This window comes from Microbacterium tumbae, assembly GCF_054780175.1.
Genome location: NZ_BAAGWV010000001.1, coordinates 459,937 through 479,220 on the forward strand (window position 1 = coordinate 459,937; position 19,284 = coordinate 479,220).

General features: G+C 70.7%; 18 protein-coding genes and 1 riboswitch. Of the genes, 8 read left to right on the forward strand and 10 right to left on the reverse strand.

Translation table 11 applies throughout. The annotated features are described in order from the left end of the window. Positions 1-11 precede the first annotated feature (11 nt). The gene (locus ACYVGQ_RS02125; RefSeq protein ID WP_460782854.1) at positions 12-389 is read left to right on the forward strand and encodes a hypothetical protein; all 378 of its coding nucleotides are present in this window, start codon (positions 12-14) and stop codon (positions 387-389) included. A gap of 19 nt (positions 390-408) precedes the next feature. Here ACYVGQ_RS02125 and ACYVGQ_RS02130 read toward each other — a convergent pair whose 3' ends face one another. Continuing rightward, positions 409-1,854, reverse strand: a complete 1,446-nt coding sequence (locus tag ACYVGQ_RS02130) for a DUF4407 domain-containing protein (RefSeq protein ID WP_460782855.1) — start codon at positions 1,852-1,854, stop codon at positions 409-411. 180 nt (positions 1,855-2,034) lie between these two features. On the opposite strand from ACYVGQ_RS02130, the gene ACYVGQ_RS02135 reads away from it, so the two are divergent. Then, entirely contained in the window at positions 2,035-2,496 is a 462-nt protein-coding gene (locus tag ACYVGQ_RS02135; protein ID WP_460782856.1) for a heme-binding protein, read from the forward strand. A 30-nt stretch (positions 2,497-2,526) separates the two neighbouring features. Here the strand turns inward: ACYVGQ_RS02135 and rlmN are convergent, their stop codons facing one another. Next, positions 2,527-3,777 carry a dual-specificity RNA methyltransferase RlmN gene (gene rlmN, locus ACYVGQ_RS02140; RefSeq protein ID WP_460782857.1) on the reverse strand — a complete coding sequence of 417 codons (1,251 nt, stop codon included), beginning with the start codon at positions 3,775-3,777 and terminating at the stop codon, positions 2,527-2,529. 87 nt (positions 3,778-3,864) lie between these two features. Here rlmN and ACYVGQ_RS02145 point away from each other — a divergent pair, with 87 nt between their 5' ends. The 3 genes from ACYVGQ_RS02145 to ACYVGQ_RS02155 all read left to right on the forward strand — a co-directional run bounded on the left by ACYVGQ_RS02145 (position 3,865) and on the right by ACYVGQ_RS02155 (position 5,886). Next, a complete protein-coding gene (locus tag ACYVGQ_RS02145; RefSeq protein WP_460782858.1) occupies positions 3,865-4,353 on the forward strand; it encodes a ribosomal protein L7/L12 in 489 nt (162 codons plus the stop codon). Between the two features lie 69 nt (positions 4,354-4,422). Further along, positions 4,423-5,061, forward strand: a complete 639-nt coding sequence (locus tag ACYVGQ_RS02150) for a bifunctional 4-hydroxy-2-oxoglutarate aldolase/2-dehydro-3-deoxy-phosphogluconate aldolase (protein ID WP_460782859.1) — start codon at positions 4,423-4,425, stop codon at positions 5,059-5,061. A gap of 90 nt (positions 5,062-5,151) precedes the next feature. Continuing rightward, on the forward strand, positions 5,152-5,886 hold the full coding sequence (locus ACYVGQ_RS02155; protein WP_460782860.1) for a sulfite exporter TauE/SafE family protein: 735 nt from the start codon (positions 5,152-5,154) through the stop codon (positions 5,884-5,886). A 253-nt stretch (positions 5,887-6,139) separates the two neighbouring features. Here ACYVGQ_RS02155 and ACYVGQ_RS02160 read toward each other — a convergent pair whose 3' ends face one another. Further along, positions 6,140-6,970, reverse strand: a complete 831-nt coding sequence (locus ACYVGQ_RS02160) for an SDR family oxidoreductase (protein WP_460782861.1) — start codon at positions 6,968-6,970, stop codon at positions 6,140-6,142. Positions 6,971-7,050: 80 nt separating this feature from the next. Then, complete coding sequence (locus tag ACYVGQ_RS02165; protein WP_460782862.1) at positions 7,051-7,812, reverse strand: SDR family NAD(P)-dependent oxidoreductase; 762 nt, start codon at positions 7,810-7,812, stop codon at positions 7,051-7,053. 97 nt (positions 7,813-7,909) lie between these two features. On the opposite strand from ACYVGQ_RS02165, the gene ACYVGQ_RS02170 reads away from it, so the two are divergent. Both ACYVGQ_RS02170 and ACYVGQ_RS02175 read left to right on the forward strand, forming a co-directional pair. Further along, complete coding sequence (locus ACYVGQ_RS02170; RefSeq protein WP_460782863.1) at positions 7,910-8,269, forward strand: DUF488 domain-containing protein; 360 nt, start codon at positions 7,910-7,912, stop codon at positions 8,267-8,269. Continuing rightward, positions 8,266-8,991, forward strand: coding sequence for a phosphotransferase (locus tag ACYVGQ_RS02175; RefSeq protein ID WP_460782864.1), 726 nt, complete (start codon positions 8,266-8,268; stop codon positions 8,989-8,991). The genes ACYVGQ_RS02170 and ACYVGQ_RS02175 overlap by 4 nt, the downstream gene beginning before the upstream one ends. 2 nt (positions 8,992-8,993) lie before the next feature. Here ACYVGQ_RS02175 and ACYVGQ_RS02180 read toward each other — a convergent pair whose 3' ends face one another. The 3 genes from ACYVGQ_RS02180 to ACYVGQ_RS02190 form a co-directional block, all read right to left on the reverse strand. Continuing rightward, complete coding sequence (locus ACYVGQ_RS02180) at positions 8,994-9,764, reverse strand: energy-coupling factor transporter transmembrane component T family protein (RefSeq protein WP_460782865.1); 771 nt, start codon at positions 9,762-9,764, stop codon at positions 8,994-8,996. Positions 9,765-9,826: 62 nt separating this feature from the next. Further along, complete coding sequence (locus ACYVGQ_RS02185) at positions 9,827-11,287, reverse strand: ABC transporter ATP-binding protein (RefSeq protein WP_460783911.1); 1,461 nt, start codon at positions 11,285-11,287, stop codon at positions 9,827-9,829. Further along, a complete protein-coding gene (locus ACYVGQ_RS02190) occupies positions 11,284-11,919 on the reverse strand; it encodes an ECF transporter S component (RefSeq protein WP_460782866.1) in 636 nt (211 codons plus the stop codon). Before ACYVGQ_RS02190 ends, ACYVGQ_RS02185 begins: the two co-directional genes overlap by 4 nt. Further along, a riboswitch (TPP riboswitch) is annotated at positions 11,912-12,021 on the reverse strand. (Overlaps the previous gene by 8 nt.) 61 nt (positions 12,022-12,082) lie before the next feature. Here ACYVGQ_RS02190 and ACYVGQ_RS02195 point away from each other — a divergent pair. After that, positions 12,083-13,930, forward strand: coding sequence for a D-alanyl-D-alanine carboxypeptidase family protein (locus ACYVGQ_RS02195; RefSeq protein ID WP_460782867.1), 1,848 nt, complete (start codon positions 12,083-12,085; stop codon positions 13,928-13,930). Positions 13,931-14,176: 246 nt separating this feature from the next. On the opposite strand, the gene ACYVGQ_RS02200 is transcribed toward ACYVGQ_RS02195, so the two are convergent. The 3 genes from ACYVGQ_RS02200 to ACYVGQ_RS02210 all read right to left on the reverse strand — a co-directional run bounded on the left by ACYVGQ_RS02200 (position 14,177) and on the right by ACYVGQ_RS02210 (position 19,247). Continuing rightward, positions 14,177-16,312, reverse strand: coding sequence for an ABC transporter ATP-binding protein (locus ACYVGQ_RS02200; protein ID WP_460782868.1), 2,136 nt, complete (start codon positions 16,310-16,312; stop codon positions 14,177-14,179). Continuing rightward, the gene (locus ACYVGQ_RS02205; protein WP_460782869.1) at positions 16,309-18,036 is read right to left on the reverse strand and encodes an ABC transporter ATP-binding protein; all 1,728 of its coding nucleotides are present in this window, start codon (positions 18,034-18,036) and stop codon (positions 16,309-16,311) included. Before ACYVGQ_RS02205 ends, ACYVGQ_RS02200 begins: the two co-directional genes overlap by 4 nt. Before the next feature lie 152 nt (positions 18,037-18,188). Then, entirely contained in the window at positions 18,189-19,247 is a 1,059-nt protein-coding gene (locus ACYVGQ_RS02210) for an enoyl-CoA hydratase/isomerase family protein (RefSeq protein WP_460782870.1), read from the reverse strand. Positions 19,248-19,284 lie beyond the last annotated feature (37 nt).

Sequence of the window (19,284 nt, forward strand, 5' to 3'; positions counted from 1 at the left end):
ATTCTGGTCCAATGACGGACATCTTCACGACTCGAAGCGAGATTCTTGGTCCAATATCATCGGATTGGACCCTGGAGGAACTTCTCGACTGGATCGCGGCGGACGACGCCCTGCTGAGCGATCCGCTCCTGCGGCGCCCGCTGCGGGCCGTGGAGGAGGCGTTGACCGGCACCCGCTGGACCGTCGAGCTCGATGCCTCCCTGCACGGCACGCGCGCGGTCAGAGAACCCGCGATCGTCTCCCTGGTCCGCTCGATCGCGCTGCGCACGAACCGCCGGCCCGCGCTGCGCGCCAGGACGGTCGCCGAGGTCCTGACGGGGCATCCCTCGGCTCCGAGTCGCGAATCCGGTCCCTCCGGGGCCATCAGAGCCGCAGATCTCGCGACCTAGACGATCGCCGCAGGCCGACCTACTCCGTCACGACCGCGGCACGATCGCGGAAGCCCTCCGCCGTCACACGATCCAGGGCGACCTGCTTGCGGATCGCCGCCGCCTTCTCGTAGAGACTCGGATCGCCGTAGCTCGTCAGCACCTTCACGAGCACCGGCAGCAGCTCGATCATGAAGAACAGCGCGGCGATCAGCCAGTGCGCCCAGAAGATCGTCGGCTCCTTCTCGGCGAGGCGGTTGAGCCCGCTGATCTGACTGAGCAGTCCGATCGCGCCGGCGTTGCCCTGCGCCACGGCCTCGGCGCGCGCGTTGTAGGCGGCGAGCGCCGAGTCGTAGGTCGTCTGCGCCGCGGGGAGCTGCGCCTCGGCCGAGGACCGGTTCTGGGCCTCGGATGCCGCGGTGCTCTCCTTCGCCGCAGTGCCGGCCGTCGCCAGCTCCCCGTTGGCGACACGGAGCTGCTCGGCGAGTCCGTCGTAGGTCTGCTGAGCCTGCGCGAGCTGCGCCCTCGCGGCGTCGGAGCTCGCACCGGAGCCGGACACGCCCGTGCACCCCGGCACCTCGCCCGCTCCCTCCCCGGTCAGCTCGCACTGGTACAGAGCTCGCGCCGAATCGATCACGGCCTGCTGCTCGGCCATCTTCGCGGTCAGGTCGTCCACGGTCGCCTGGGCGGCGGACTCGCTGGCGGACGTCGCGTCGGTCCCCGCGACGATCCCGGTCGCCGCCTGGTTCTCGAGCTCGGCAAGACGCGCGGACGCCTCGTCCAGCGCCTGCTTCTCGGGACCGCTGTCGAGCGCCTCCTGGTCGGACTGCGCCTGGACGATGTTCGTCGCGGCCACCTCGCGCGCGATGTCGTTGTGGAAGATCTGCAGCACGAGCGGCTCCGCCACGACGAAGCCGATGATCGCCGCCATGATCACGCGCGGGATCGCCAGGGCGATCAGCTTCAGCACGTTGCGCGTCGACGACATGGTCGAGGTCAGGAACCGGTCGAGATTGAAGATGATGAGCGCCCACACGAGGGCGAGGGGGACGGCGAGCCAGATCGCCGCCTGCACGCCGGTGGTCAGCGCCAACAGCATCGAGATCGCCGAGACCAGCGCGGTGCCCGCCAGCACGAAGAACATCTGGACGAAGCGCGGCGTCTCGCCGGGAACGCGATCGAGCACCTCGCCGTCCGCCCCGCCGAGGATCGCCAGCGTGCGCAGCCGCGAGCCGGGGGTGCGAGGCCTGCGCACCCGGGGCGCGCGGGGCGGCTTCGTGGTGCGCACGCGCGCCTGATCGCCGGGGACGTCGGCCGCCGGCCCGTCGACGGCCGCGGGCTCCTCGACGGCGGCGGGCTCGTCGACGCCGTCGGGCGCGAACTCGCGCAGGAGGTCGAGCTCTTCGGTCTCGGCATCCGTGTCGCCGTCGAGGACGATCCGCCCCTGCGAATCGAGACGGCCGGGCCGGTGAGCGGAATAGGGCATCCCGACAATCTACGAAACGCCGCCTGTGCGTCCCGTGGATGAACCCTGTGCGCCGGCCCGATGCCCTGACGCCCCCGACGCGGCCGCGGGCGGGCGCACCCTCTCCGGAGGACTCATGTGGTCTATAGCAAGGTCTTAGAGGTATTGTTCTCTGGAAGCAACCGATCCGAGGAGAGCCCCGTGAGCCACCCCCTGCCCGAATACACCGTCGATGCGCTCGCCGCGGAGCCCCGCGCGCAGTTCGACGCGTTCACCCGCGATGACGCGGCCTCCCTCGGCGAGGAGGCCGCGCGCATCATCCGCGAGTGGGGGCTGAACCTGATGGCCGACGTCCATATCGGCGAAGAGCTCGCCTTCCGCGTGCAGTTCGGGCGCACGGGCGAGGACAGCCTGTTCTGGGTTGCGGGCAAGCGCCGCGTGGTGGAGAGGTTCGCGCAGAGCTCGCTGCTCGTGCGCTTCCGGTCGGCACAGGATCCGGAGCTGGTCGCAGACCTCGGCGAGGAGTACGCGGTCTGGGGAGGATGCGTGCCGATCTTCGTCGGCGATCGGCTCGTCGCGACCCTCACGACCTCGGGCGAGGAGGACGTCGTCGACCACGAGGTCGCCGTCGAGGCGCTGCGCCGGTTCGCCGCACGCGCCTGACCGCACGCCGGCGACCGCAGGGGGTCCGCGTCAGACGACGGCTGCTGCGGCGGCGGCGTCCTCCGTCGTCGCGACGAGCTGACCGCAGGCGCCGTCGATCTCCTTGCCGCGGGTGTCGCGGAGGGTCGTCGGGATGCCCGCGTCGTTGAGCCTGCGGACGAACTCGTCCTGGACCGCGGGCTCCGACGAGGTCCAGACGGAGCCGGGCGTCGGGTTCAGGGGGATGGGGTTCACGTGCACCCAGCCGCGGCCTCGGGCGTTGAGCTTCTCCGCGAGGAGGTCGGCGCGCCAGGCGTGGTCGTTCATGTCCTTGATGAGCGCGTACTCGATGGAGACGCGGCGCCCGGTCCTGTCGAAGTACTCCCGCGCGGCGTCGAGCGCCTCGTCGACCTTCCAGCGCGAGTTCACCGGGATCAGCTCGTCGCGCAGCTGGTCGTCGGGAGCGTGCAGCGACAGCGCGAAGGTGACCGGGATCTCCTCGGTTGCCAGCTTCTTGATCGCCGGCACCAGCCCGACGGTCGAGACCGTGATGCCGCGGGCGCTCATGCCCAGGCCCTCCGGCTGCGGCGCGACCATCGTGCGCACCGCGTGCATGACGCGGCTGTAGTTGGCCATCGGCTCGCCCATCCCCATGAAGACGATGTTGCTGACGCGCTCCAGGGAGTGATCGTCCTTCTTCTTTCCGCCGAGCCGGCCCTCGGCGATGACGCGGTTGGCCCTGACGACCTGCTCGATGATCTCCGCCGCGGACATGTTGCGGGTGAGCCCGGCCTGGCCCGTGGCGCAGAACGGGCAGTTCATGCCGCAGCCCGCCTGGCTCGACACGCACAGCGTGATCCGGCCCGGGTAGCGCATGAGCACCGACTCGACGAGAGCGCCGTCGTGCAGGCGCCAGAGGAACTTGATCGTGTCCCCGCGATCGGTCTCCAGGCGCCTGACCTCGGTCAGCAGCGGGGGCAGGAGCCCCCCGGCCAGCTCGTCGCGGAGGGACGCCGGCAGATCCGTCATCTCGGCGGGGTTGGAGGTGTAGTGGGTGAAGTAGTGCGTGGCCAGCTGCGTGGCCCGGAACCCTGGCAGCCCCAGCTCCTTCACCTTCGCGATGCGCTCCTCGACGGTGAGGTCGGCCAGGTGCACGGGGGGCTTGCCCCGCTTGGGGCTCGCGAACTGCAGGAGCGGACGCCCCTCGGCGTCCTTCTGCTGGGTCCATCCTTCGGTCTTCGGCCGCACCTGGGGCGCGCCGATGGTGACGGCCTTGCGGGGCGCGCGGGAGGTCTCGGTCATGCTTCCAGGGTACGGGGTGCCCGCTGGGAGGAGGCAGGGCCGCGGATCCACCCGCCCGGAGCATCCGCGCCGCCGTAGGCTGGCCCCATGGAATGGATATGGATCGCGCTCGGAGTCGTCGCCGCCATCGGGCTGTTCGCAGCGCTGGGCCGTTCCATGCGTCCGCAGGTGCCGAAGGCGCCGCAGCCGATGCCGGCGGCGTCCCCGGCATCGGCACGCCCCGCCGGGCCCGCCGCCCTGCCGGCGCACGCCACCGCCGAGATCGACCGCCTGGTGCGAGAGGGGCAGAAGATCGCTGCGATCAAGGTGTACAAGGACACGACCGGTGTCGGACTGAAGGAGGCCAAGGACCGCATCGACCGCTGGCAGCTGGGTGCTGTCCCTAGCGCTGCCACTCATGCCGCGCCCACGACCAACCACTCGCTGTCCGACCCCGCTCGGAGAGAGCTCGACCGCCTGGTCGCCGGGAATCAGAGAATCGCCGCGATCAAGGTCCTCCGCGAGCAGACCGGTCTGGGGCTTAAGGAGTCCAAGGACATCATCGACCGGTGGGTCCCCGGTCAGAGCCGCCTCTGAGGCGCACGACTCCGCGGGCGAGGCCCCGGGTGAGAGAATCGAAGCATCCGTGCGTCCGAAGGAGCCCCCATGACAGACCGTCTCGATCGCGCCCGCGCCACCGGCGTCCTCGCCGTGCTGCGCGCCCCGTCCCCTGAGCTGGCGCTGGAGGCCTCCGAGGCGATCATCCGCGGCGGCGTGACGGGCATCGAGGTGACGTATTCCACGCCGGACGCTCCGGCCGTGATCCGCGAGCTCATCGCCAGGCACGGCGATGCCGCCTACATCGGCGCCGGCACCGTCACCACCGAGGCGCAGGCGAGCGCGGCCGCCGAAGCCGGCGCCGCGTTCCTGGTCAGCCCCGGAACCCTCCCCGACCTCACCCGCGCGATGCTCGATACCGGCGCCGTGGTCATGACCGGAGCGATGACGCCGACCGAGGTCATGGGGGCTCTGCGCCTCGGCGTCGACGTGGTCAAGATCTTCCCCGCCTCCCTCGGCGGACCCTCCTACCTCGGCGCGCTGCGCGGGCCGTTCCCCGATGCCCCGCTCATGCCCACCGGCGGTGTGACCCCCGACAACCTGAGCGACTGGCTCGCAGCCGGCGCGGTGGCCGTCGGGGCGGGCGGGGACCTCGCGAACGGCGCATCGATCAAGGCGTCGGACTGGACGGACCTCACCGCCCGCGCGGAGCGCTTCACCGCAGCGCTCGCGACCGCGCGCCGGTGATCGCCGCGCACGGCTCCAGGCCGCAAGGGATGCTGCGCCGTCGAGCGTCGCCGCCCCGCCGTGCGCGCGTCCGGACGGGGGAATCCCGGGATGCCTGAGCTGATGCCCCTGGCCTGGGCGCTCCTCGGCATCGCCGCCGTCACGATCGGCATCTCGAAGACGGCCCTCCCCGGCGGCAGCACCCTCGCCATCGTGCTGTTCACCAGCATCCTGCCCGCGCGCACCTCGACCGCGGCGATGCTCCTCCTGCTCATCGTCGGCGACGTCTTCGCGCTCGTCGCGTACCGCAGGCACGCCCACTGGCCGACGCTGCTGCGGCTCGCGCCGGCCGTGATCGCCGGCCTCCTCGTCGGATTCCTCTTCCTCGCCGTCGCGGGGGACGGCATCGTCCGTCGCGTCATCGGCGTCATCCTGCTGCTCATGATCGCGGTCACCCTGTGGCGGCGCGCGCGGCAGTCGAAGGCGGACGCCTCCGGCATCCTGCTGGCATCCGCCTACGGGAGCCTCGGAGGATTCACGACGATGGTGGCGAACGCCGGCGGACCGGTGATGTCGATGTACTTCCTCGCCACCCGCACCCCGGTGCAGGTGTTCCTCGGCACCTCGGCATGGTTCTTCGCGATCATCAACCTCGTCAAGGTGCCGTTCCTCGCGGGGATCGGGCTCATCGACGCGCACGTGCTGCTGATGGACGCGGCGCTCGCTCCGCTCGTCGTCGTGGGCGCGCTCATCGGGCTGCGCCTCGCGAAGCGTCTGGATCAGCGCCTGTTCGATCGCATCGTCATCACCCTCACCGTCCTCGGTGCGGTGTACCTGCTGTTCTGAGGCTCGCTGCTCTCTTCCCTCCCCTCACCGCTCGCCCGCTCACCCGCTCACCCGCAGGCATCGCCTCGGAAAGAGGGGGGCAGCGCCCCGAGGAGGGCCGGGCGCGCCGAACTCCTGCACATGAGTGACCTCAGATATCGGATAGGCCGAATAGTGCGATTCGTGGCGACCACGGGTCTCGATCCGCAGGAGTTCCGAACACCACCGCCCGGTAACACCGGAAGCCAGGCCTTTGTCCTGTCGACTCTGCGAGTCAGTCCAGGAAGATGTCCGGGAAGAGCGCGCTGTCCGGCGTCCCCGGAACGGCCGCGTACCCGGAGAGGTCGGTGATGCCCTCGGCCTCCAGCACGTCCTCGACGATGAGCGTCTGCCCGGTGAGCTCCCGCGCCGGCTTCGTGAGCACGGCGTAGGCCGCGTCGGCGTAGATGTCCGCCGTGCGGCTGGCGGCCATGATCCGGTCGCCGCCGAGGATGTTCTGCACTGCGGCGGTCGCGATCGTCGTCCGCGGCCAGAGCGTGTTGGCGGCGATGCCGTCCTCGGCGAACTCCGCGGCGATGCCGAGCGTCGCCATGGTCATGCCGAACTTCGCGAGCGAGTATCCGGTGTGAGCGCCCAGCCACCTCGGCGTCGGGTTCAGCGGCGGCGAGAGCGAGAGGATGTGCGGGTTCTCGGCGTCCTTCAGCTGCGGGATCGCCGCACGAGAGAGCATGAACGTCCCGCGGACGTTGACGTCCTGCATCAGGTCGTACTTCTTGGCCGCGAGATCGAGGGAGCCGGACAGGTCGATGACGCTGGCGTTGTTGACGACGATGTCGATGCCGCCGAACTCGCCGACCGTCGTGATCACCGCCTCCGTGATGTCGTCGTCCTCGCGCACGTCGCCGACGATCGCAAGAGCCCGGCCGCCTGCGGCGCGGATCTGATCCGCCGCGGTGTGGATCGTGCCCTCGAGCTTCGGATGCGGGGTGGCGGTCTTCGCCAGCATCGCGATGTTCGCCCCGTCCGCCGCCGCGCGCAGGGCGATCGCGAGGCCGATGCCGCGGCTGCCGCCGGACATCAGGATGGTCTTGCCTGCCAGAGTCACGTGGTCTCCTTCGAATCGCGCGAATGGTTCGATCTCGGCCGAGGATCGAACCATTCGCGCGATTCGAACCCCAGCTGCGTTTACCTCGGTGCCATGCGGATGGCGCCGTCGAGACGGATCGTCTCGCCGTTGAGGTAGCCGTTCTCGACGATGTGCTGGACGAGAGCGGCATACTCCCCCGGCGTCCCGAGGCGCGCGGGGTACGGCACCTGCTCGCCGAGAGAGGCCTGCGCCGCCGCCGGAAGGCCTGCGAGCATCGGCGTCTCCATGATGCCCGGCGCGATCGTGCAGACGCGGATGCCGTAACGGGCGAGCTCGCGGGCGACCGGCAGCGTCAGCGCGTGCACGCCGCCCTTCGACGCCGCATACGCCGGCTGACCGATCTGCCCGTCGAACGCCGCGACGCTGGCCGTGTTCACGATGACGCCGCGGTCGCCGGATGCCGTGGGCTCCTGCCGCGCGATGACGGCGGCCGCCTGCGAGAGCACGTTGTAGGTCCCGATGAGGTTGATGCGGATGAGCCGCTCGAAGTCGGCGAGCGAGCTGGGTTCGCCGTCCCGGTCGAGGACCTTGGCCGGAGGGGCGATGCCCGCGCAGTTCACGACGATGCGCAATGGCGCCTCGGTGTTCGCCACGACGACCGCGTCCGCGGCATCCGCAGGGCTCGTGACGTCACCGGGCGCGAAGGACCCGCCGAGCTCCGCGGCCAGCGCCGCACCCGCGGAACCGGGGAGGTCGAGCAGTGTGACGTGGGCTCCTGCCGCGACGAGTGCGCGTGCCGTGGCGAGCCCGAGTCCGGAGGCGCCGCCGGTGATGAGGGCGCCCGCTCCCTGGATCCGCATGCTGTTCTCCCTCGAACGTTCGTGCAACTCAGTCCCAGCTTACGCGGTTCCCAGTTCCACCCTGGCGTCCTGCGGCGGCACGGTGTTGGGTGGAGGGATGGAACTGCGTCGCAAGCGAGCCTACGACACCGCCTCCGTCGACGACGGCTTCCGGATCCTCGTGGACCGCCTCTGGCCGCGCGGCGTCTCGAAGGAGCGGGCCGCGATCGACCTCTGGTCCGAGGACACCGCCCCGAGCGCGGAGCTGCGCAAGGCCTGGCACGCCGCTCCCGATGCCGAATGGGGCGAGTTCGCGGACAGGTACCGCGCCGAGCTCGACCACGAGAGCGCGCCCGCGCTGCGCGCGCTCGCCGACGCCGTGCGCCGGCATCCGATCGTCACCCTCGTCTACGCCGCGCGCGATCCGGAGCACAATCACGCCCTCGTGCTGGAGGACGCGCTGCGGGAACTGCTGTGAGCATTCCCGGCGCGGATCTGACGGTTCCGGGACGCGTCCGCGACCTCGCCCGCGGCGCCGCGCTGAAGCCGGTCTGGGAGAACGGGATCGGCGGTCTCACGTTCCGCACGGACGACGGACGCTTCATCAAATGGGGCCCGCACGACCCCGAGGCGAACATGCGCGACGAGGCCGAGCGGATGCGGTGGGCGGGTCGCTGGATCTGCGTGCCCGAGGTGATCGAACAGGGCGAGGACGCCGGGCACGAATGGCTCGTCACCGTGGCCATCGATGCGATGAGCGCCGTGGACCCGCGCTGGCGGGAGGATCCGGCGACGGCCGTCCGCGGCGTCGGCGAAGGGCTGCGGATGCTGCACGACGCTCTTCCGGTCGCGGACTGCCCATGGGAGTGGGGAGTGGAGACCAGGCTCGCCGGCGCCCGTGAGCGCGGAGCCGACGTGCCGGCGCATCTCGAGCATCCGCCGCCCGTCGATCGCCTCGTCGTCTGTCACGGCGACCCCTGCATGCCGAACACCCTGCTCTCCGCCTCCGGGGCCGTGGCCGGGCACGTCGATCTCGCCGCCCTCGGCGTCGCCGACCGCTGGGCGGACATCGCGGTCGCGGCGATGAGCACGGGGTGGAACGCCGGCCCCGGCTGGGAGGATGCGCTCATCGCGGCCTACGGCGTCGAGCCGGATCGTGAGCGGCTCGCCTACTACCGGGAGCTGTGGAACGCCGGCTGACCTCAGCTCCAGATGAAGCGGAACGTCCCGGCCACGACGGCCGCGGCGAGCGCCAGTGCCATGATGAGGACTCCGCCGGCCACGGCGATCGCGTCTCTCCCGCTCAGCCGGGAGGGACGAGCCCAGGTGCGCGGGATGCCGGAGCCGAAGCCGCGCGCCTCCATCGCCATCGCCAGCTTCGTCCCGCGGCGCACCGCGAACACGAGCAGGACGAACGCCATCGAGAAGAACCGCCGGATGGTCCCGCGATCGCCGACGCCGCGGGCGCGGCGGGCGAGCCCCATGGTCCGCCAGTCGTCCAGGAACAGCCCCAGCATCCTGGCTCCTGCGAGGGTGCCGAGCACGAACCGGCTGGGCAGCTTCGCGACCTGCGCCAGGCCGTCGGCCAGCTCGGTCGGGTCCGTCCTCGCGAACAGGAGGATCGTGGGCAGGGCGAGGGCGAGCACGCGCAGCCCGACCGCGATGGCGAGGCCCACCGAGTCCTCGCTGATCGTCGCGAACCCGAGGCTCCAGTAGATCTCGCCGCCCGGCTCGGCGTAGAGCAGCATGCTGACGCCGGCGATCGGGGCGAAGAACAGCACGGGGAGCATCCGCATCAGCACGGTTCCGAGTCGCAGCCCCGTGAGCGGGACGCACAGCAGCTCGAGCCCGATCGCGACGACCGCGCTCGTGACGTCGATCGACGCGAACAGGGGGATCGAGAGCACCAGGGCGAGCAGCACCTTCGTGACGGGGTTCACGCCGTCCAGCCACCGCCCGTTCGAATCGCGCAACTGTACGCTTTTCGGGCCCGGATCCGCATAGTTGCGCGATTCGAACGCACTGCCCTCGCGCCTCACGAAGCGGCCGCCAGCTCGAGACGGCGCCCGCCGAGATGCCGGACAACGCCCTCGTCGTGGGTGACCGCGACCACCGTGCGCCCCCGGGCGATCTCCTCCTGGAGCAGGGCGACGAGGGAGATCCAGCCGCGCCGGTCCTGCCCGAAGGTGGGCTCGTCCAGCACGATCACCTCCGGGGAGGCCGCGAGCACGGTCGCGACCGACAGCCGTCGCTTCTGACCGCCGGAGAGGGTGAAGGGATTGGCGAGGGCGAGCGGTGCGAGCCCCAGTCGTTCCAGCAGGGCGTCGACGACCTCGTCCACTCGGGCGGACGGCCATCCCAGTGCGCGCGGGCCGACGGCGAGCTCATCCCTCAGCGTCCTGGCGAGGAACTGATGCTCCGGCTCCTGGAAGACCATCCCGACGCGCGTGAGCAGCTCCTGGGATGTCCACCGGAACGGCCGGCGGCCGGAACGTCCCGCGAGATCGGGAGCGGCCTCGAGCTCGCCGACGAGCTCGGGGACGAGTCCGGCCAGCGTCAGGGCGAGGGTCGACTTGCCCGCGCCGTTGGGGCCGGTGACGACCGTCGCCGCGCCCCGCGGCAGGCGTACGTCGAGCCCGGTCCGCACCTCGGTCCGCCCGCGGCCGATCGACAGTCCCTCCGCCGACAGCACGCCTTCGCCGTCCGCGGATGCCGGGGGCAGCACGGCCAGGTCGATCCGCTGCTCCGGCACCCATACCCCGGCATCGGCCAGGGCGTCGCCGTGCTCGGCGAACACCTGCGCCGGCGGGCCGTCCGCGAGCAGCCCGCCGTCCGCGGCGAGCACGATCACGCGGGTCATGAGCTCCACCCAGACCGGCGTCCGATGCTCGACGACGATCAGGGTCGCGCCGGTGGCCTCCACGACGCGCTCGACGCTCGCCCGCACCTCGCGGACGCCTTCCGGATCGAGGTTCGCCGTCGGCTCGTCCAACAGGAGCAGACCGGGGCGCATCGCGAGGACGCCGGCCAGCACGAGCCGCTGCTTCTGCCCGCCGGAGAGCTCCTTCGTCGGGCGGCGCAACGGCACGTCGAGGCCCACGTCCTCGAGCGCCTCGGCGACCCGCGAGGGAATCTCGGATGCCGGGACGCCGAGGTTCTCGCAGCCGAACGCGACGTCGTCGCCGACCTTGGACAGCACGATCCCGGCATCCGGGTCCTGCAGCACCAGGCCGACCTGGCCACGACGGGATTCGGGAGCCGCGCCGTCGACGAGCAGACTGCCGGTGCGCTCGCCCTCCTCCGCATCGCCGAGGACCCCTGCGAGACCCGCCAGCAGCGTAGACTTCCCCGCCCCGGAGGCGCCGAGCAGAAGAACGCGCTCGCCCGGCTCGATCGTGAAGCTCACCTCGCTGACCGCCGGCAGGCGCCGCCCTGCGTAGCGCCAGCCCCAGCCCGCGCACTGCACGCGGGCCGGGGCGGCACCGGGCACGCTCAGACCTCGCGGACGAGCTCGCGACCGGCGGCGAAGCGGCTCAGCGCGCCGGTCGCGGCGAGAGCGCGCACCAGCAGCCAGCCGACGACACCGGCGAGGATCGCCCCGGAGACGATGAGGCTCACGAGGTAGATGGTGTTGAACTCGAGCGACTTCAGGATGTTCGGGGAGCTGCCGTAGAACAGCTCGAAGACCCAGGCGGCGACGCCCGCTCCGATGCCGGAGAGCGCGGCGGCGACGACGCCGAAGCGGCGGTAGAGGAACAGGGCGAAGACGATCTCCGCGCCCAGTCCCTGGACGATGCCGCTGAAGACGGTGGAGATGCCCCACTGGTTGCCGATCAGCGCGGAGACGATCGCGGCGACGAGCTCGACGACGAGCGCCGCACCCGGCTTGCGGATGATCAGCCCGCCGACGACGCCGCCGAGCAGCCAGATGCCGACGGCGATCCCGCCGAGGCCGGGGGTGACGGCGTCGGCCAGGCCGAACCAGGTGCCGCCGACGGTGTTCCAGCCCCAGAAGACGAGGCCGATCGCGACGCCGAGCACGGCGGCGACGACGATGTCGACGACGCGCCAGCGCCAGGGGTTCGCGGCGGTGGTGGCCTGGGTGGATGCGGACGTGGACGTACTCATCTGATCTCCTCCCTGCGCCGGCATGATCCGGATCAGGTTCGACGGTCGAAGCGCGGTTCGCTTCCTCTCAGCCCGGCTCGCCGGACTCCCGTGGTTGTGCTGACGATCATACTCCGGGGCGGGATACCGGCCTGCCATGCCCGGATTCGGTAGCGTATGCGGGGTGACCCCCCATCAGAGCGACGACGCGAGCGCCCTCACGCGCCGGGAACGCCGTCGGCTCAGGGCGCCGGCGCCGTCGTTCGGCGAGGTGGCCGGCGGGGGGCGCGGATCGGGCAGGACCGCGGATGCCGGCGACGGGAGCTCCCCTGCCGAACCCGCCGGGACGGATGCGATCCCGGCCGACGCCGACAGGACCGCGTCCGGCGTGCCGGCCGCGAGCGAGACCACGTCCGTCGCGACCGCCGTCGAGGACGCCGCCGACGACGCGACGGCCGGTTCGCCGATCCCCGAGACGGCCGCGGACGACTCCGCCGACGCGGGGAGCGCGGGAGCGGCTGTCGCCCTCGCGCCCGCTCTCGCGGCACCCGTGACCATCGGGACCGCATCGCCCGTCGTCCGGACGGAGACCCCGACCGGTGGACTCGCCGAGACCGAGGTTTCCGACGACGACGGAGTCGTCGCCCCCGAGCCCCTCGAGGTCCTTCGCACGGAGGCCGCTCCGGCCGAGTGGGCCGACGAGGACTCGCCGGCCACTGCCCTTCTCTGGGTGGATCCGGGATCCGTCGCGGAGACCGCTTCGCCGAACGACGACTCCGATGCCGCGACGACGGTCGACATCCTCGCGGACGCCGCGACGCGCGGGCCCCGCGCCGGCTGGCTGGTGCCGCTCGGAACCCTGGTCGCCCTGGGCATCGCCTACTCCGCCACGGCCCTGCTGTGGCCGCTGCACGAGCTTCCCGCCTCGGTGGACGGCGTCGAGGTCACCGTCGCACCGGCGGATCCGGCCGTCCTGACCTGGCCCGCGCAGGGCAGTGCGGCGGTCGGCGTCGGAGGCGTGGACGCCGTCGCATCCGCGAGCTCGGCCGTCCCTCTCGCGAGCGTCACGAAGGTCGTCTCGGTCATGCTCGTGCTCGACCGGATGCCGCTGCAGGTCGGCGAGCAGGGGCCGGAGTTCTCGTTCAGCTGGTCCGACTCCAGCGAGTACTGGAGCTATCTGAGCGACAACCAGTCCGCGCTGGACGTGCCCGTGGGCGGCACGCTGACCGAGCACCAGATGCTGCAGGGCATCCTGCTGGGATCCGCGAACAACTACATCGACCGGCTCGCGGACGAGATCTGGGGCTCCGAGGACTCGTTCGTCGCGGCAGCGCAGGCGTGGCTGGACTCCCGCGGGCTCAGCGACATCACGATCGTCACTCCGGCCGGCCGCGACGCCGGCAACGTGGCGACGCCGGAGGCTCTGATCCGCCTGGCCGAGATCGCCATGGCCAATCCGGTGTTCGCGGAGATCGTCGGAACGGCATCCGTCGATCTCCCCGGCGCGGGAACGGTGAAGAACTCCAACGGACTGCTCGGCGATCCGGGCATCGTCGGGATCAAGACCGGCACGCTCGACGGCGCATACAACCTGCTCAGCGCCAAGGACGTCGTCATCGGCGACACGACCGTTCACCTGTACGCCGCCGTGCTCGGCCAGAAGGACGACGACGCACGCCTGGCGGCCAGTCGGGCGCTGTACGCCGAGGCCGAGGCCGCCCTGCTCGCTCAGGGGCCGGCCGTCGAGGCCGGCACCGTCGTCGGCGAGGTGAGCACCCCCTGGGGAACCCGCGTGGACGTGGTCACGGATGCCGACGCCACGGTGGTCCTCTGGAACGCAGGGACCGCGACGACGGGTGCGACCTTCGATCTGGGCGACAGCACCGCGGAAGGCGACGAGGTGGGCACGCTCACGGTGACGGGGCCGATCGACGGCGTGGAGGTGCCCGTCTCACTGGCCGAGGAGCTCCAGGGGCCGACAGCATGGTGGCGGCTCACTCACCCTCTCGAGCTCTTCGGCATCGTCGACTGATCCTCGAGGGCTGCACCTCCCTCGATCCGGACTCCCCCGCGGGAGGGGGCCGGTCTGGCCGCCTCGGCATGCGGGACGTGCCTCGTCTGGCCGCCTCAGGCAGCATGAGGCGACCAGACGGGAGACCTCAGCTCGCGAGCGACGAGAAACCTCGCCCCGAGCACGAGCAGCCCGCGCTGCGCATGTGAGACGAGGACGCCCCGGCACCCGAGAGGGTGGCGGGGCGTCCTCGTCTCACGCGGGCGATCAGGCGGTGCCGGACTCCGGTGCGGACTCGGCCGTCACCGACTCGTCCGGACCGTTCTCCGAGGCCTCGCCCGTGACGATGACCGGGGTCGAAGCGGTGAGCGCCTCCTCGGCGTCGATGTCCGCAGCGGCCTGCTCGAACTGGGACTGGTACAGCCGCCAGTACGCTCCCTGCGCGGCGATGAGCTCGTCGTGCGTGCCCTTCTCCACGATGTCGCCGTGCTCCATCACGAGGATGAGGTCGGCGTCGCGGATCGTCGAGAGACGGTGCGCGATCACGAAGGAGGTGCGTCCCTCGCGCAGGGCGGCCATCGCGTGCTGCAGCAACAGCTCCGTGCGGGTGTCGACGGCGCTCGTGGCCTCGTCGAGGATCAGGATCGACGGCTGGGCCACGAAGGCGCGGGCGATCGTGATCAGCTGGCGCTCGCCGGCCGACACGTTCGCCGCGTCCTCCTCCAGAACCGTCTCGTAGCCCTCGGGCAGCGCATGCACGAAACGCTCCACGTACGTCGCCCTCGCCGCCGCGAGAACCTCCTCATCGGTCGCGCTCGCGCGTCCGTAGCGGATGTTCTCGAGGATGGATCCCGCGAACAGCCACGGATCCTGCAGCACCATGCCGGTGCGCGAACGCAGATCGGCACGGGTCAGCTCCGCGATGTCCTGACCGTCCAGCAGGATGCGTCCGGAGCTCAGCTCGTAGAAGCGCATGATCAGGTTGACCAGGGTCGTCTTGCCCGCGCCGGTCGGTCCGACGATCGCCACCGTCTGGCCCGGCTCCACGCGGAACGAGAGATCCTCGATGAGCGGGCGCTCCGGCGTGTACGAGAACGAGACGTGCTCGAACTCGATGACGCCGTCGCCGTCGCCGACGGACGGCGCGTCCGCGGCATCCGCGCCCTGCTCCTCGGCGTCCAGGAGGTCGAACACGCGCTCCGCCGATGCGGTGCCCGACTGCACGACAGCCGCCATGCCGCCCAGCTCGCTCAGCGGCTGGGTGAACTGCTGCGAGTACTGGATGAACGCCTGCACGTCGCCCAGCCGCAGCTGACCGCTGGCGACCATCAGTCCGCCGAGGACGGCGATGCCCACATAGGTGAGGCTCCCGACGAAGGTCATGGCCGGCATGATGATGCCGGACAGGAACTGCGCCTTGAAGCTCGCGCGGTACAGCTCCTCGTTCTCGGCCTGGAAGCGGTCGAGCGCATCCTGCTCCCGACCGAAGACCTTGACCAGCGCGTGCCCGGAGAAGGCCTCCTCGACGCGGGCGTTCAGGCGGCCGACCTTGCGCCACTGCGTTCCGAACGCCTTCTGGGAGCGGGGGCCGATGACGCCGAAGATGACGCCCATCAACGGCAGGGCGACCAGGGCGACGAGCGCCAGCTGCCAGGAGATCGAGAACATCATGAACAGCACGCCGATCACGGTCAGCACCGATGTCAGCGCACCGGACAGCGACTGCTGCATGGTCTGCGTGATGTTGTCGATGTCGTTCGTGACCCGCGAGATCAGCTCGCCGCGCTGGACCTTGTCGAAGTACGACAGGGGCAGCCGGTTGATCTTCGCCTCGACGTCCTCGCGCAGCCGCCACATCGTGCGGACCATGATGACGTTGATGACGTACCCCTGGACCCAGCTGAGCAGGGCGGAGCCGACGTAGATCGACAGCACGGCGATGATGATCCACCGCAGCGCCGAGAAGTCCAGTCCATCGCCGACGGTGAAGGCGCCCAGCGCTGCGACCTGGTTGGCGAAGTCGTCCTGGCCGAACCCGCGCAGCGCCTCCACGACGTCGGCCTGCGGGGTGCCGGCCGGGAAGCCGGGGAAGTCCCCGTTCGGCTGCGCCAGCTGCTGGGAGATGAAACCCTTGTAGATGAGATCGGTCGCACCGGCCAGCACCTTCGGCGCCGCGACCGCGAGGATGACGCCGACCGCACCGAGGACCGAGACGAACACGAACCACAGCGCCGAGGGCTTGAGCAGGCCGATCATACGACCGAAGCTCTTGCCGAAGTTGTCGGCCTTGCCGGGGGCTACGGCGTCCCAGTCGCCGGAGTTCTGACGCGCCTGCTCGGCGAGCTCCGCCTCGTACTTCTCGTCGGCGGTCAGCTCGGGCTCGGCGGTCTCACGCGGGCTCATGCGTCCACCCCCAGCTGCGACTCGACGATCTCGCGGTAGGTGTCGTTGGACGCGAGCAGCTCCTCGTGCGTCCCGACGCCGACCATCGTGCCCCCTTCGAGGACGACGATGCGGTCTGCGTCCGTGATGGTGGACACGCGCTGCGCGACGACGATCTTCGTCACCTCCGGCAGCTCTCGCCACAGGGCCTGTCTCAGCCGCGCGTCCGTCGTGAGGTCCAGGGCCGAGAAGGAGTCGTCGAAGACGAGGATCTGCGGCCGGTGCACGATGGCACGGGCGATCGCGAGACGCTGACGCTGACCGCCGGATACGTTCGTCCCGCCCTGCGCGATGCGCGCGTCGAGCCCTTCGGGCATCTCCTCGACGAAGTCACGGCCCTGCGCGATCTCGAGCGCGTGCCAGAGATCCTCGTCCGTGGCGTCCTCACGTCCGTAGCGGAGGTTGGAGGCGATCGTCCCGGTGAAGAGGAACGGTCGCTGCGGGACGAGCCCGATGCCCTTCCAGAGCGCGTCGACGTCCGCCTCGCGCACGTCGACGCCGCCGACGCTGACCGCGCCGCCCGTCACGTCGAACAGACGCGGGATCAGGTTGATCAGCGTAGTCTTGCCTGCGCCGGTGGATCCGACGATGGCGACCGTCTCGCCCGGCTCCGCGTGGAAGCCGATGCCGCTGAGCACCGGAGACTCCGCACCGGGGTAGGTGAACTCGACGTCCTCGAAGCGCACCGAGCCCGGGCTCGGGAAGACGGCGGCGCCGTCCGCCGGGCGCGACATGGACGACTCCGCGTCCAGCACCTCGGCCACGCGCTCCGCCGAGACGGCGGCGCGCGGGATCATCATGGCCATGAAGCTCGACATGATGACGCCCATCATGATCTGGCCGATGTACTGCATGAACGCGAAGAGAGTGCCGACCTCGACGTTCCCCGCGTCGATCTCGATCCCGCCGAACCAGATGACCGCGACCACGGTGACGTTGAGGATCAGCATGAACAGCGGGAACAGCGTGACGAACAGGGTGCCGATCTTGCGCCCGAGGACCATGATGTCCGTGTTCGCCCCGCGGAAGCGCTCCTCCTCGATCCGCTCGCGGACGAAGGCGCGCACCACGCGGACGCCGGTGAGCTGCTCGCGCATGATGCGGTTCACGGCGTCCAGCTTCTGCTGATTGCGCCGGAAGAGGGGAACCATCCGGCCGATGACCACGACCGCGACGAGGAGCAGGACCGGCACGGAGACGGCGATGATCCAGCTGAGGCCGACATCCTGTCGGACGGCCTGGATGATGCCGCCGATGGCGAGCAGCGGGGCGGTGACGAACATCGTCGCGCCCATCATCGCGAGCATCTGCACCTGCTGCACGTCGTTCGTGTTGCGTGTGATGAGGGAGCCGGCGCCGAACTGCGACACCTCCCGCTCGGAGAAGCCGCTCACCCTGGCGAAGACATCGGCGCGGATGTCGCGGCCGAGGCTCATCGCCGCACGCGCGGCGAAGTAGGTGGCGACGACAGAGGCGACGATCTGGCCGAGCGACACGACGAGCATGAACGCCCCCGTGCTCCAGATGTAGCCGGTGTCGGCCTGGGCGACGCCCTTGTTGATGATGTCGGCGTTGAGCGAGGGCAGGTACAGCGTCGCCATGGCGCTCGCGAACTGGAAGACGAGGACGGCGACGAGATACGGCCAGTACTTCTTGAGGTAGCGGACGAGGAGTTTACCGAGCATGGGCATCCTTTTGGGCTCAGGCCTGGTTCAGGCCAAGAGCTAGCGTGCCATGACCCGCCGACATTGCCCATAGCCGGAGGGCGATATCCGCTCAGGGCGAACGATCCGCAGATCGCAGCGGATTTCTGGACCCGACCCAGCTAAGGGTGCCCTCACCCGAAGAGCGGATGCCACGGCGCGTACGCGCGGGCGTCGGCGGAGGCGTCGGGCGAAAGCTCTGCGATGGTCGCCGGCGTCCATCGCGGGCTCCTGTCCTTGTCCACCAGCTGCGCGCGGATGCCCTCGACGAGATCGGGGTGATGATGCGCGAACCAGAGCACGCGGCGGTACTCCCCCGCCAGCGCTTCGCGCAGGTTCCCCTCGCGCGCCTCGCGGACGGCGTCCAGCGTCACGGCGAGCCCCGTCGGCGCGAGCTGCGAGAGCGTCGCCAGCGTCTCGGTCGCCGCGGGCTCGGCCCGCGCCTCGAGGCACCGGACGATCTCGCCGAGCGTGCCGGCGGCGAAGACCTCGTCGATCCAGGCGCGCTCCTCGACGAGCGCCGACGGCTCCGGCGTCTCGTCGAAGAGCAGCACGATCTCCGCCGGGGTACCCGGATCCGCCCGGTTGGCCAGCGCCTCGCGCAGCGAGTCGAGGCGGTCGGACGGCACGAGATGGTCGGCGAATCCGGAGTACAGCGCGTCCGAGGCGCTCATCGTGCCGCCGGTCAGCCCCAGATACTCGCCGAGCCGTCCCGGCGCCCTGCCCAGCAGATAGGTCCCTCCCACGTCGGGGGTGAAGCCGATCCGGGTCTCGGGCATGGCGAGCCGGGAGCGCTCGGTCACGATCCGGATCGCCGCGTGGCCGGCGAGGCCGATGCCCCCGCCCATCGTGATGCCGTCTGCGAAGGCGACGACCGGTTTCGGGTATTCCGCGATCAGCGCGTTCAGCGCGTACTCGGCCCGGAAGAAGACGCCCGTCTCGTCGGCACGGCCCGCGACGATGAGGTCGTAGAGGACGCGCACGTCGCCACCGGCGCACAGCCCCCTGCCCTCGCCGTCCAGCAGCACCGTCTGGATGTCGGTGTCCTCCCTCCAGGCCAGAAGCGCTGCGGTGATGTCCTCGATCATGTCCAGGTCGAGGGCGTTGATGGCCTCCGGACGGTTCAGCGTGATTCGGCCGAGCGACCCCTCTGCACGGACGAGGACACGGGATGCTGCGGCGGAGTCGGTCACGCCTCACACGTTACCGCTGGCGGTTTCCACCCAGGTA